The organism is Pseudomonas sp. BAV 4579, from assembly GCF_009765395.1.
Classification (GTDB): domain Bacteria; phylum Pseudomonadota; class Gammaproteobacteria; order Pseudomonadales; family Pseudomonadaceae; genus Chryseomonas; species Chryseomonas aestiva.
In genome coordinates this window covers 1-13,069 of record NZ_WHOV01000111.1, presented here as the reverse complement: position 1 = coordinate 13,069, position 13,069 = coordinate 1, and the positions used below count along the sequence as shown (strand labels likewise).

The following is a 13,069-nucleotide window of genomic DNA, read 5'->3' as shown; positions in this document are numbered from 1 at the left end:
AGAGACAGACCGTGGTCAGGCGGGGTGGCGCGGAAAAGGCTTCATAGACGACGGCTTTCATGGCGGGGCCTCGGGCGGGATGACGCCTCCAGTATGGCAAGCCGCATGAATTTCGCCTGTCTGCTTGCCGGTGCGGCCGGCGGACTGCCGCTCGGCTAGCCCGCCAGAGCCTGCAGCCCGCTCCAGGTAGCCGGCGCCTCGTCACCCAGGGCCTGCACCAGGGCGGCCTTGAGCCGGCAATCGGGCAGGGCGCGATGGGTTTCCTGCACGGCGACACCTTGCTGGCGGGCGGCCATGGCCAGGGACTTGCGACGCCAGCCGTCCTGGTTGCGGCTGTCCAGACTCGGCTCCTGCCAGAAGTGCGCATAGAGCTGCATCAGGCAGTGCAGACGGGTGCCATCCACCAGTTGCACCGGCGGCGTCTCGCGCTCCAGTTCCGGCGGCAGGGCCTGACCGTGGCGGCGGGCATTGTGGGCCAGCAGGCGATAGTCGAAGGCCATGCCATAGGCCAGCACGGTGCGGCCCCGCAGCAGGGGCCAGAGGGTGGCGAACACCTCGGGAAAGCGTGGCGCCTGGGCCAGGTGGGCATCGGTCAGACCGTGGATCAGGGTCGCCTCGCGCGGTACGGCGATGCTCGGGCGGACCAGGGTGTCGAGCAGCACCCGGCCGCTGAGGGTCATGACCGCCACCTCGATCAGCTGGGCATCCTCGCCCAGCCCGGTCGCCTCGGTATCCAGCACCAGGACGTCCTGCTCCAGCCAGCGACGCGCCTGCTCGCGCACCCGTGCTTGCTGGGCGTTGTAGCGGGGTGAGACAGCGCTGGAGAAAGACGACGACAACGGATTCATACACGGCCTGACAGCTATAACCAAGGGTGCGCCCAAAAGCCGACAAGTCGGCTCTACGACGGGTGTGGGCATTCGATGCAAGATCATCGCCACAGGACACAGGCCGTTCGGCGGGGGCGACGAGCGGACCATCTGGCACGTCGAGGTCGCCGGTAGCGGCTGGCCTTGCGAGAATGGGCCCTTCGTCCATGTCGAGGAGTGCCATTGCTTTGGCCGCCGTCCAGGGTTTCTTGCTGACACGCCTCTGGCGCGAGACTTCCACCGGGATGGAGCTGGTGTTCTGGTTCGCCACCGACAACGGTCCGCACCAGCTGCGGGTGCCGGGGCAGCAGGCGGTGGCCTTCGCCCCGGCCGCGCGACGGGCGGACATCGAGCGCCTGCTGCCGGCCGGGGTGGAGCTCCGCGAGCTGGCGCTGCAGGACTTCCAGCGGCGCCCCGTCCTGGGGCTCTATGCGCCGCGCTATCGCACCCTGCGCGAACTGGAGCAGCGCCTCCCCGCCGCTGGCATCGAGGTCTACGAGACGGACATCGCCCCGGCGGATCGCTTTCTCATGGAGCGCTTCATCACCGCGCCGGTGACGCTGCCCACCGCCGACGGCGCGCCCTTGCGGCCGCATCCCGACTATCGCCCCACGCTGCGCACCCTGTCGCTGGACATCGAGACCAGCGAGCGCGGCGAGCTCTACAGCATCGGCCTGCACGGCTGCGGCCAGCGCCAGGTGTACATGCTCGGTCCCCCCACCGGGGAAGACGCCGCGGTAGACTTCGACCTGGAATACGTCGCCGACCGCGCCACCCTGCTCGAACGCCTCAACGCCTGGATGGCGCGCCATGATCCCGACGTCATCATCGGCTGGAGCGTGCTGCAGTTCGACATCCGCGTGCTTCACGAGCACGCGCGCAAACTGGGCGTGACCCTGCACCTGGGCCGGGGCGCCGCCGAGGACGATCGCTACGAACCCGGCGGCCAGGGCCGGCAATTCTCGGCGCTGCTGGCCGGGCGGCCGATCATCGACGGGGTGGAGGCGCTGAAGTCGGCGACCTGGGTGTTTCCCTCCTACAGCCTGGAAAACGTCAGCCGCAGCCTGCTGGGCGAGGGCAAGGCCATCGACAATCCCCACGACCGCATGGCCTCGATCAACCGCATGTTCGCCGGCGAGAAGAGCGCCCTGGCGCGCTACAACCTGGTGGATTGCGAACTGGTCACGCGGATCTTCGCCAAGACCGGCCTGCTGCGCTTCCTGCTGGAGCGGGCCAGCGTCACCGGCTTGCCGCTGGAGCGTCACGGCGCCTCCATCGCCGCCTTCTACCACCTCTATCTGCCGCTGATGCACCGTCAGGGTTTCGTCGCGCCCAATCTCGGCGCCCAGCCGCCCGAGGCCAGCCCCGGTGGTTTCGTCATGGATTCCCGGCCCGGGCTCTACGACTCGGTGCTGGTGCTGGACTACAAGAGCCTCTATCCCTCATTGATCCGCACCTTTCTCATCGATCCGGTGGGCCTGGTGGAGGGCCTGGCGCTGCCCGAGGCCGAGACGGTGCCGGGCTTTCGCGGCGCGCGCTTCCATCGCACCCGGCACTGCCTGCCGGAGATGGTGGCGCGGGTCTGGGAGGGGCGCGACGCCGCCAAGCGCGCCGGCAACGCGCCCCTGGCCCAGGCGCTGAAGATCATCATGAACAGCTTCTATGGGGTGCTGGGCACCTCGCACTGCCGCTTCTTCGATCACCGCCTGGCCTCGTCCATCACCCTGCGCGGCCACGCCGTGATGCACCAGACCCGCGAGCTGATCGAGGCGCGCGGTCATCGGGTGATCTATGGCGATACCGATTCCACCTTCGTCTGGCTCGGGGCTGCCCATGCCGAAGCGGAGGCCGAGCGCATCGGTCGCGAGCTGGTGGCGGCGGTCAATGCCCACTGGCGCGCGCAGCTGCAGACCGAGCTGGGGCTGGAAAGCCACCTGGAGCTGCAGTACGAGACCCACTTCAGCCGCTTTCTCATGCCCACCATCCGCGGCGCGGAGGAGGGCAGCAAGAAGAGGTACGCCGGGTTGCGATCCGGTGCCGATGGTCAGCCGGAACTGGTGTTCAAGGGCCTGGAGACGGTGCGCAGCGACTGGTCGCCGCTGGCCCAGCGCTTCCAGCGCGAGCTGTATCTGCGCATCTTCACCGGCGAGCCCCACAAGGACTATGTGCGTGACTTCGTCGCCCAGACCCGCGCCGGCGCCTTCGACGACCTGCTGATCTATCGTAAGCGCCTGCGCCGGCCGCTGGAGGAGTACCAGAGCAACCTCTCGCCGCAGATCCGCGCGGCGCGGCTGCTGGAGGCGGAAGGCGCCCGCCTGGGACGCCGCAGCCGCTTTCGCCGCGGTGGCTGGATCAGCTACCTGATCACCATCGCGGGCGCCGAACCGGTCGAACTGCTTCATGCGCCGCCGGACTATGACCACTATGTGCAGCGCCAGCTGGCCCCGGTGGCCGACGCCATCCTGCCCTTCGTCGGCGACCGCTTTGATCGCTTGCTGGATCAGCAGTTGGGATTGTTCTGATGCGAGCGGCCAACGACGGAGTGGATGCGGACGGTTTTCTTCGCCAGGTGCCCAGGGGGCTATTCCAGGTGGAGTATCGGGCACTGCTGGCTGCCGTGCGGTGCCAGTTGCCAGCGCTCCTGGGTCGCCATCTGATAGCCCTCTATGTCTATGGCAGCGTGGCCGAAGGCCGCGCCCGACCGGGTCAATCAGACCTGGATCTCACCCTGGTCCTGAGCGATGCCTGCCCCGCCGGGCTGCCGGTGCAGCTGGAGCAGCGTCGCCGTCTGCTGGAATGCAGCCATGGCGAGGTCAGCAAGATCGACTTCGATATCGGGCGCCAGGCCGAGGTCCTGGCCCCCGGCAACCGTCTCAGCTGGGGCTTCTGGCTCAGACATCATTGCCGCTGGCTGTGGGGCGAAGACCTGGCGCGGCGCTACGCGCCCTTCAAACCGGAGGTCGGCATCGCCCAGGCGGTGAATGGCGACGTGCTGTCGGTGATGCGGCGCTACAGCTCGGTCCACGCCAGCTGTGCGAGTCCGGTCGAGCGCCTGGGCGTACAGCGCGAGGCGGCGCGGCGGCTGCTCCGGGCGCTACAGGTGCTGCGCCGGCCAGACGAGACGGGCTGGCCCTGGACGCTGGAAGACCATTACCGCCGCGCCCGGCGACTGCATCCCGCGCAGCGCGCCGCGCTGGACTTCTTCTATGCCGAAGCCCGGCAGCCACAGGCGGCAGCGGCCGAGTTCGCGCAGCAACTGGACGCCGTCCTGCTCTGGTTCGAATGCCAGCTTCGGCAGGGGTGAACCCAGGGGGGAGGATGCAGAAGCACGGGCGCGTTGGCGTGACCCCTTTCCTCTGTGGCCGTGAAGCGCGTCATGAGCGCTGGCGCAGGCGGTGATTTGCGCCGCTCATTTGAACGAGGGGGTCAGCCTCGCCGGGCTGCACGACTTGCAGGTCTCCCGCTGAGGCGGGCAGTGGCATAGTCAGATGATTCGCGGCACACTCGGGAGCCCCGGGGCGCCTGGTCAATCGGGCCGGATGCCTCGTTTCCCCCAGAGGAGCGCCGCGATGACCCGCCTCACCGCCAAGGATTTCTCGCCCGAACTGCTCGAACTCTACGACTTCTATGTGCACGGTCGCATCAGCCGTCGCGACTTCCTCGACCGTGCCGGGGCCTGCGCCGCGGTGCTGGGGCTGTCGGCCACCGGAGTGCTGGCGGCCCTGACGCCCAACTATGCCCTGGCCACCCAGGTCGAGTTCACCGATCCGGATATCGTCGCCGAATACGTCTACTACCCCTCGCCCAAGGGTCATGGGCGGGTCCGTGGTTATCTGGTGCGCCCGGCCAAGGCCAGTGGCAAGCTGCCGGCGGTGGTGGTGGTCCACGAGAATCGCGGCCTCAATCCCTATATCGAAGACGTTGCCCGGCGCCTGGCCAAGGCGGGCTATCTGGCCCTGGCGCCGGACGGCCTCACCTCCATGGGCGGTTACCCCGGCAACGACGACAAGGGTCGCGAACTGCAGCAGCAGGTCGATCCCGAGAAGCTGATGAACGACTTCTTCGCTGCCGTGGAAACCCTGATGGGCCACGAATTCAGCACCGGCAAGGTCGGCATCACCGGTTTCTGCTACGGCGGCGGGGTGGCCAATGCGGCCGCCGTGGCCTATCCGGAACTGGCCGCGGCCGTGCCCTTCTATGGTCGCCAGCCGCGCGCCGAGGAGGTGGCCGCGATCAAGGCGCCGCTGCTGATCCATTACGCCGAGAACGATCCGCGCATCAACGAGGGCGCTGCCGCCTACGAAGCGGCGCTCCAGGCGGCCGGCAAGACCTATGAGGTGCATCGCTATGCCGGCACCAACCATGGTTTCCACAACGATTCCACCCCGCGCTACGACGAAGCCGCCGCGCGCCTGGCCTGGGACCGTACCCTGGGCTGGTTCGGGCGCTATCTCGCCTAGGCACCCCACGGGAGATCCTGGATGCCGCAATTGCGTATTCCCGCCGTCTACATGCGCGGCGGTTCCAGCAAGGGCGTGTTCTTCCATGCCCGCGACCTGCCGCCGGCGGGTCCGGCGCGCGATGCGCTACTGCTGCGGGTGATCGGCAGTCCCGATCCCTATGGCAAGCAGATCGACGGTCTGGGCGGCGCCACCTCCAGCACCAGCAAGGTGGTGGTGATCGCGCCCTCCAGCAGGCCGGACTGTGACGTCGACTACCTGTTCGGCGCCCCGGCCATCGAGGCGCCGGTGATCGACTGGTCGGGCAACTGCGGCAATCTCAGCGCCGCCGTCGGGCCCTTCGCCATCAGCGAGGCGTTGGTCGAGGCGCCGCGCGAGGGTATGGCCAGGGTACGCATCTGGCAGGCCAATCTCGGCAAGCGCATCCTCGCCCACGTCCCCATGGTCGACGGCGAGGTGCAGGAGGAAGGCGATTTCCGCTTCGACGGCGTGGCCTTTCCGGCGGCCGAGGTGGTGCTCGATTTTCTTGATCCGGCAGGGAGCGACGGCAGCGTGCTGCCCACCGGGCGGGCCGTTGACGAACTCTATGTTCCGGAGCTGGGCCGACTGCCGGTGACCCTGCTCAATGCCGGCAATCCCACCATCTTCGTGCGGGCGGAGACCCTGGGTCTCAGCGGTACCGAGACCCAGGCGCAGGTCAATGGCGATGCGGCGCTGCTGGCGCGCCTGGAAGCCCTGCGTGCCGCGGGCGCGGTCGCCATGGGCCTGGCCGCCACGGCTGCCCAGGCGACGGCGGAACGCCCGCATACGCCCAAGCTGTGCCTGGTCGCCGCGCCCCAGACCTACCGGGTGGCCGGTGGCAAGCAGGTGCAGGCCGAGGAACTCGACGTCATCGCACGGATGATTTCCATGGGCAAGCTGCACCACGCCATCCCCGGTACCGGCGCGGTCGCCGTGGCGGTGGCCGCGGCGCTACCCGGGACCCTGGTTCATGGCCTGACCGGCGACCTGGGTGGCCGACAGGTACGGATAGGGCACACCGCCGGTACGGTGGCGGTCGGCGCCGAGGCCCGCGAGGTCGCCGGTATCTGGCAGGTGGAAAAGGCCAGCCTGAGCCGCAGCGCCCGCCGCCTGATGGAAGGCTGGGTGCGGGTGCCGACGGAGATCCGGTAGGTTGGGTTGAGCGCAGCGAAGCCCAACGCGGCGAGGCCACTGTGCTGGAGCGCCCTCACCCCAGCCCTCTCCCAAGGGGAGAGGGGGCGGTCGAGCCTGGCGCGTGCATCACGGCCGCGTCACCGTAGCGTGGAAAACCGCGCAGCGTTTTCCACTGGGCAGCTCACGTCATCCGCGGATAAGGCTGCGCCGTTATCCACCCTACGGCCGAGATCGGCCGCGTAGGTTGGGTTGAGCGTAGCGAAGCCCAACGCGGGGAGGACTCTGTGCTGGAGCGCCCTCACCCCAACCCTCTCCCGGAGGGAGAGGGGGCGATTAAGCCGGGTGCGGGGTTGTGGTTCGCGCGTCACGGCCGCGTCACCGTAGCGTGGAAAACCGCGCAGCGTTTTCCACTGGGCAAGCCTGCCTCCATTCGTGGAAGGCCGCACCCTTATCCACCCAGGGCATCCCAACCGCCCCCTCTCCCTCTGGGAGAGGGCTGGGGTGAGGAGCGATCCGCTCGAAAGCGGACCTCAGCTCCCTTCGATCAGATCGCGGATGCGCACCGCCAGGGCGTCCATGGCGAAGGGCTTGGTCATCACGTGCATGCCGGGCTCCAGGTGGCCGTTGCCGACCACGGCGTTTTCCGCGTAGCCGGTGATGAACAGCACCTTGAGTCCGGGGCGGCGCTGGCGGGCGGCGTCGGCCATCTGCCGGCCGTTCATCCCGCCAGGCAGGCCGACATCGCTGATCAGCAGGTCGATGCGCACATCGGATTCCAGCAGGCGCAGCCCGGAGCTGGCATCCGCCGCTTCCAGGGCGGCGTAGCCCAGTTCTTCCAGCACCTCCACCACCAGCATCCGTACCGTGGGTTCGTCATCCACCACCAGCACCGTCTCGCCGTGGCCCTGGCGCGGCAGGGTCGGCTGGCTGGCGGCGAGGTCAACGCCAGTGGCCACTTCGCGATGGCGCGGCAGGAAGAGGGTGACGCTGGTGCCCTGATCGACCTGGGAATGGATGCGCGCCTGGCCGCCGGACTGGCGCACGAAGCCGTAGATCATCGACAGGCCGAGGCCGGTGCCGACCCCGATCGGCTTGGTGGTGAAGAAGGGATCGAAGGCCTTGGCGATCACCTCGGGCGGCATGCCGCAGCCGTTGTCGGTCACCGAGAGGGCGATGTATTCGCCCGGGTCGAGGTCGCGGACCCGGCCCATGCGCGTATCCAGCGCCCGATTGGCGGTCTCGATGAAGATCCGGCCGCCCTCGGGCATGGCGTCGCGGGCATTGATGCAGAGATTGAGCAGGGCGTTTTCCAGCTGCGGCGGATCGACCAGGGTCGACCACAGCTCGCTGCTGGCCACCACCTCGATCTGGATCGCCGGACCTACCGTGCGGCGGATCAGGTCTTCCATGCCGGCCACCAGGCGATTGACGTCGGTGGGCTTGGGATCCAGCGTCTGCCGCCGCGAAAAGGCCAGCAGGCGGTGGGTCAGGGCGGCGGCGCGGATCGCGGCGCCCTGGGCGGCGGTGGTGTAGCGTTCAAGATTGTTCAGCCGACCCTGGCCGATGCGCACCGTGAGCAGGTCCAGACTGCCGACGATGCCGGCGAGCAGGTTGTTGAAGTCGTGGGCCAGGCCGCCGGTGAGTTGGCCGACCGCTTCCATCTTCTGCGACTGGCGCAGCTGCTCTTCCAGCAGCGCCTGGGTCTCCGCGGCGTCCTTTTCCCGGGTGATGTCGCGCCCGGCGCCGGTGAGGCGATCCTGTTCGGTATCCATCGACAGCGTCCAGGACAGCCAGCGCCAGCTGCCGTCCGCCGCCTGGACGCGATTCTCCACCCGCGCCGGCAGGCCGCTGCGGCGCAGTTCGTCCAGCGCCACCAGCACGCCGGGCAGATCGTCGGGATGGATGAGTTCGGTGTAGGGGCGGCTGAGCAACTCTGCCTCGGAATAGCCCAGGCCGCGCGACCAGGACGGACTCACCCGCAGCAGCTGCCCGGTGAAGTCGGCGGTCAGCAGCAGATCCTCGCTGAGCGCCCAGAGCCGGTCGCGCTCGGCGGTACGGGCCTGGACCTCCTGGCTGAGGCTGAGATTCTGCGCCTGGATCAGCGCCTGGGCGTCGCGCTGGACGGTGACGTCCTGGGCGAAGACATAGAAGCCGTCCACCGCACCGCGCGCATCGCGCCGTGGGCGGTAGTGGATGTCGGCGATGCGCCGGCGGCCATCCGGCCAGGCCCAGGGCAGGTCCAGGCGCGCCGGGGTGCCGTCCAGGGCGGCCTGGATGGCCGGACGCCGGGCGGCGAACAGTTCCGGCGCGAAGACCTCGCCCATGCTGCGACCCAGGATGCTCTGCGGGGCGTCCTTGAACCACTTGGGCGCCTCGATGTTGGCGAAGCGATAGATCAGCTCGCGATCGACGAAGGCGATCAGGCAGGGCAGGGTGTCGGCCACCAGGCGCAGATTGAGTTCGCTGTCGCGCAGGGCACGTTCCGCGGTCAGTCGCGCCGTGGCCGAGCGGGTGCGATTGGCGACCTCGCGGATGAACTGCAGCTCGGCCGGTGTCCAGCGCCGCGGCTGACTGGAACCGACATAGAGCAGGGCCACCAGGTTGCCCTGCTCGAACAGCGGCAGGTTGACGAGGGCGCGGGTCTCCAGGCGGTGCAGGGCCGCGAGGTTGTCACGGGTAAGAGGGTCTTGCTGCACGTCCTCGATCACCACGGTTTCGCCGTGCCTGAAGGCCGCGCCGTAGCTGCCGTAGTCGCGAACATCCAGCGTGCCCATCAGGCTGCGCGCGCCCGGGATGGTCCAGTCGCGTTCCACGGTGATGGTCTCGGTCTCGGCGTCCACCAGACCATAGCCCACCAGGTGGGCATTCAGGGTGGTGCCCAGGACCCTGCAGGCGAGTTCGGTGACCGCCTCGATGTCGTTCAGCTGGCTGCAACCTTCGCCCAGTTCCGCCAGGGCGCGACGATAGCGCTCTTCGTCACGGGTGACCTGGGCAGCCTGCTCGCGCTCGGTGACATCCAGGAACAGCACCAGAAAGCTGTCCGGGCCAGCCTTGTGCGCATGGCCTTCGTACCAGCGGCCGTTGAACTGGAATTGCCGCACGTAGCTGAACGACTGGCCGGTATCCACCACCCGGGTGAAATCCTCCACCCAGAGGTCTTCGAGTTCGGGAAACAGGGTGCGGGCGGTCTGGCCGATCGTCTGCTCCGCGCTCAGGCCGAATTGGGTGCACCAGGCGCGGTTGACCTGGTCATAGCGCCAGTCCCGGCCATGGCCCTGGTCATCGCGCAGGATGGTGCCAAGGATGAAGCCCTCGTCCAGTTGCTCGAACAGGCCGCGCCAATAGCGCTCGCTCTCCGCCAGTTGCCGCTGCACCTCGCCCACGTGGCGCTGGCTGTCACGCAGGGCCTCGCCGGCCAGGTGCTGGGGGGTGCGGTCGCGCAGGATCTTGACGAAGCCGGTATGGCAGCCGGCGTCGTCGTGCAGCGGATGCATCTCGCCGCTGGCCCAGAAACGGGTGCCGTCGCGCCGCAGGTGCCAGCGTTCGTCTTCGGCGCGACCGTCCTGCAGCGCCAGCCGCATTTCCAGCGCAGCCCGGCCGTTCCGGTTGTCTTCCGGGGTGAAGAAGCATTCCGCCGGGGCGCCGCGGACCTCCGCGGCGGTCCAGCCCAGCAGGCGTTCGGCGCCGGTGTTCCAGTCGGTGATCATCCCGGCCGGATCCAGTACGACCATGGCGAAATCGATGGCGCCATCGAAGATCGCCAGGCGCCGCTGGGCGTCCTGGGGTGGCAGCGCGGTGCACTGGTCGAGGGCAGCGCGGAGGCGGCGGACTTCGGCCTGGAGTTCAGCGTGCGAGGGAGCGGACACAGCCATGGGGTCTTTCAAGGGCGTGGGCAGCGAGGGCGGACGGCGGTGACGTCCAGCGAGAGCCCTAGAGTAAGAGAGTCGGCCGCCAGCTAGCGATCTGCCAGCACCTTTTTCCGACAGGCAGGGAATTAAGTAGCCGTTACGGCATCTGACAAGGGCCGATACCTAGCGGCCAGCCGTCCATCCGAGGGTTGTGATCCACTTCGAGTAATTTCGGTCTATTTAGTCGTACTAATGAAGTAGCGTTGCCATGACCGATGAAGTTTCTGCCGCAGCCGTTACCACCGTGCTGGTCGTCGAAGACGATCCGGTGCTGAGATCTCTGGCGACGGAGGTGTTCGAGATGGAGGGCTATGCCGTCCAATCCTTCGACACCGCCGACGCCGCCTGGGGCTGGCTGGAAGCCGATCCCCTGCCGCCCGATCTCCTCTTCACCGACGTGCGCATGCCCGGTCGGCTGGACGGTCTTGCCCTGGCGAAACAGGTGCGACAGCGCTTTCCGCAACTGCCGATCCTGGTGTCGTCCGGCTATACCGGCCAGCAATATGCGGAGCGTGAGGAAAGGGCGCTGTTCCTGCCCAAGCCCTGGACCATCGACCAGTTGCTCACGGCCTGTGGCCAACTCGGTATCTAGTCCGCTGTCCGCCACGCCCGCGCCAGGCGCACCGCCGAATCCACCTCGTCCAGCGTCCAGGGCTTCTGCAGGAAGATCACCTGGTCCGGCAGCGTCGTGGTTATCTCGTAGCCATAGCCCGAGGTGATGACCAGGGGCAACGCGGGCCAGCGCTGGAGCAACATCTCCGCCAGCTCGCCGCCGCGCAATTGGCCGGGCATCAGATGATCGGTGATCACCAGCCCCGGGGCCTGCTGTTGCTGGAGCAGATGCACCAGGGCATCGTCGGCATTGTCGAATCGCCGGCAGGTCCAGCTCAGATGGTCTTCGAGATGGTTGCTCAGCAGCTCGGCGAGCAGGCTGTTGTCTTCGATGACGACGAGATAGGGATGGGGATCAGGCGAGGTCATCGAGACTTCCGGAACGCGCTGAGACGATCCCGGAAGTCTAGCAGAGCCCTGCCGGTGTCAGTCCGGCTTTTGTCTGACCATTGTCAGAATTCCAGGACGATCTTGCCGAAGTGGCTGGCGTCCTTCTGGAAGGCAAAGGCCGCGGCGATTTCGTCCAGCGGATAACTGCGATCGATGACCGGCCTGATTCCGTTGCTTTCCAGCGCCTGGATCATCTCCTGCTGCTGGCGACGGCTGCCGACGATCAGCCCCTGCAGCCGCTGATGGCGGCGCATCAGAGTGGCCGTGGGGACCTGCCCCTCGACGCCGGTGAGCACCCCGATCAGTGCCAGGTGACCATGGATGCGCGCGGCCTGGATCGACTGCGCCAGGGTCGCCGGACCGCCCACTTCCACCACGATGTCGACACCACGGCCGCCGGTGATGGCCTGTACCTTGGCACCCCATTCCGGCTCGTCGCGGTAATTGATCAGATGATCGGCCCCCAGGGCATAGGCGCGTTGCAGCTTCTCGTCCGAGGAGGAGGTGGCGATCACCGTGGCGCCCATGGCCTTGGCCATCTGCAGGGCGAAGATCGACACCCCGCCGGTACCCATGACCAGCACGCTGTCACCGGCTTTGAGGCCGCCGTCCACCACCAGGGCGCGCCAGGCGGTGAGTCCGGCGGTGGTCAGGGTCGCCGCCTCGGCATGGCTGTAGCCCTTGGGCGCCCGGGTGAAGGCCGTGGCCGGGCGCACTACCACCTCGCAGGCGAAGCCGTCGACACCATCGCCAGGGGTCGTGGAAAAATCATCAATGGGTGGCTCGCCATCCAGCCAGTGGGGAAAGAAGGTCGAGACCACGTGATCGCCCACGGCGAACTCGCTGACCCCGGCGCCCACGGCCTCGACCACGCCGGCGCCGTCGGACATCGGAATGCGCCCATCGGCGGTCGGCATCTTGCCCAGCACCACACCCAGATCATGGAAATTCAGCGAGCTGGCCTTGATCCGCACCCGGATCTCGCCAGCTCCCGGTTGCCCGGGATCGGGCAGTTCGCAGGCTTCCAGCTGGTCCAGACCACCGGGTTTGCGTAGGCGTATGGTGTGCATGAGGGTTCTCCGGGCTGGGGCGAGCAGGACGCTCGCAGGTCAGTAGAGGACCACGGCAGGGGGCGCAGGATTCCCGAAAGGGCCCTGCGCCCTGGACCTTACTTGATCGCCTTCTGCAGTTGCTGCAGCTGCTGGGTGCGGGTGTTCAGACGGGTTTCGCCGCGCTGGGCGTCGACCTTCTTCAGCTCGGCCTCGGTCATGCGCAGCTTGATGGTCTGCATGGCGGTTTGGATGCGTTGCTGGGTCAGGTAGGCCAGCTGGTCGACGGTGCGCTCGTTCTCACCGTCCTTGTAGGCCTTGTCGGTCTTGGCCAGCCAGGTGCCGGCATCCTTGGTTTCCAGTGCCGCCAGTTGGGTAGCCTGGGGCTGGGATTCGAGGGCGGCGTAGTCGTTGCGCGCCTTTTCCAGATTGGGGTTGGGCGGGGTGGCGCAGGCGGCCAGGGTCAGGGTCAGCGCCGACATCAGCGGGAGCAGAAAACGTTTACGCATGGTTTCGTCCTTCAAGAGAGCGGGCAGCCTTACTGCTGCACCTTTTTCTGTAGATTCTGTTGCAGCTGCAGGTTGATCTGACCTTCCTCACGGATCTGCTGGATGCTGTTCTGGGCA

At 67.7% G+C, this 13,069-nt stretch carries 9 protein-coding genes and 1 pseudogene; 5 read left to right on the top strand and 5 right to left on the bottom strand.

Annotation, left to right across the window (positions count from 1 at the left end):
* Positions 1–155: 155 nt before the first annotated feature.
* Complete coding sequence (locus tag GSQ95_RS19840; protein ID WP_256664657.1) at positions 156–848, bottom strand: 3'-5' exonuclease; 693 nt, start codon at positions 846–848, stop codon at positions 156–158.
* Between the two features lie 209 nt (positions 849–1,057).
* Here GSQ95_RS19840 and GSQ95_RS19835 point away from each other — a divergent pair, with 209 nt between their 5' ends.
* The 4 genes from GSQ95_RS19835 (at position 1,058) to prpF (ending at position 6,502) form a co-directional block, all read left to right on the top strand.
* Positions 1,058–3,391, top strand: coding sequence for a DNA polymerase II (locus tag GSQ95_RS19835; RefSeq protein ID WP_158893721.1), 2,334 nt, complete (start codon positions 1,058–1,060; stop codon positions 3,389–3,391).
* Positions 3,391–4,173, top strand: coding sequence for a nucleotidyltransferase domain-containing protein (locus GSQ95_RS19830; protein WP_158893719.1), 783 nt, complete (start codon positions 3,391–3,393; stop codon positions 4,171–4,173). Before GSQ95_RS19835 ends, GSQ95_RS19830 begins: the two co-directional genes overlap by 1 nt.
* Positions 4,174–4,438: 265 nt before the next feature.
* The gene (gene yghX / locus GSQ95_RS19825; RefSeq protein ID WP_158893717.1) at positions 4,439–5,329 is read left to right on the top strand and encodes a YghX family hydrolase; all 891 of its coding nucleotides are present in this window, start codon (positions 4,439–4,441) and stop codon (positions 5,327–5,329) included.
* Between the two features lie 21 nt (positions 5,330–5,350).
* A complete protein-coding gene (gene prpF, locus GSQ95_RS19820) occupies positions 5,351–6,502 on the top strand; it encodes a 2-methylaconitate cis-trans isomerase PrpF (protein ID WP_158893715.1) in 1,152 nt (383 codons plus the stop codon).
* A gap of 512 nt (positions 6,503–7,014) precedes the next feature.
* Here the strand turns inward: prpF and GSQ95_RS19815 are convergent.
* Positions 7,015–10,350: a PAS domain S-box protein gene (locus GSQ95_RS19815; RefSeq protein ID WP_178118437.1), complete on the bottom strand. Its 3,336-nt coding sequence runs from the start codon at positions 10,348–10,350 to the stop codon at positions 7,015–7,017.
* 250 nt (positions 10,351–10,600) lie between these two features.
* Here GSQ95_RS19815 and GSQ95_RS19810 point away from each other — a divergent pair, with 250 nt between their 5' ends.
* Positions 10,601–10,984 (top strand): response regulator, encoded by a 384-nt coding sequence (locus tag GSQ95_RS19810; protein ID WP_158893711.1) that lies wholly within the window; start codon positions 10,601–10,603, stop codon positions 10,982–10,984.
* Here the strand turns inward: GSQ95_RS19810 and GSQ95_RS19805 are convergent.
* The 3 genes and pseudogenes from GSQ95_RS19805 to GSQ95_RS19795 all read right to left on the bottom strand — a co-directional run.
* Positions 10,981–11,373 (bottom strand): response regulator, encoded by a 393-nt coding sequence (locus GSQ95_RS19805; RefSeq protein ID WP_158893710.1) that lies wholly within the window; start codon positions 11,371–11,373, stop codon positions 10,981–10,983. The two genes, GSQ95_RS19810 and GSQ95_RS19805, sit on opposite strands and share 4 nt — an antisense overlap.
* A gap of 83 nt (positions 11,374–11,456) precedes the next feature.
* Entirely contained in the window at positions 11,457–12,464 is a 1,008-nt protein-coding gene (locus GSQ95_RS19800) for an NAD(P)-dependent alcohol dehydrogenase (RefSeq protein WP_158893707.1), read from the bottom strand.
* 104 nt (positions 12,465–12,568) lie between these two features.
* Positions 12,569–12,952: pseudogene (locus GSQ95_RS19795) on the bottom strand (DUF4398 domain-containing protein); the annotation flags it as partial.
* Positions 12,953–13,069 lie beyond the last annotated feature (117 nt).

What these genes read in the sequence shown, in the direction of transcription:
- GSQ95_RS19800 (WP_158893707.1), bottom strand. Translation starts at nt 12,464, where the DNA reads ATGCACACCATACGCCTACGCAAACCCGGTGGTCTGGACCAGCTGGAA.
- yghX (WP_158893717.1), top strand. Translation starts at nt 4,439, where the DNA reads ATGACCCGCCTCACCGCCAAGGATTTCTCGCCCGAACTGCTCGAACTC.
- GSQ95_RS19830 (WP_158893719.1), top strand. Translation starts at nt 3,391, where the DNA reads ATGCGAGCGGCCAACGACGGAGTGGATGCGGACGGTTTTCTTCGCCAG.
- GSQ95_RS19805 (WP_158893710.1), bottom strand. Translation starts at nt 11,373, where the DNA reads ATGACCTCGCCTGATCCCCATCCCTATCTCGTCGTCATCGAAGACAAC.
- GSQ95_RS19840 (WP_256664657.1), bottom strand. Translation starts at nt 848, where the DNA reads ATGAATCCGTTGTCGTCGTCTTTCTCCAGCGCTGTCTCACCCCGCTAC.
- prpF (WP_158893715.1), top strand. Translation starts at nt 5,351, where the DNA reads ATGCCGCAATTGCGTATTCCCGCCGTCTACATGCGCGGCGGTTCCAGC.
- GSQ95_RS19810 (WP_158893711.1), top strand. Translation starts at nt 10,601, where the DNA reads ATGACCGATGAAGTTTCTGCCGCAGCCGTTACCACCGTGCTGGTCGTC.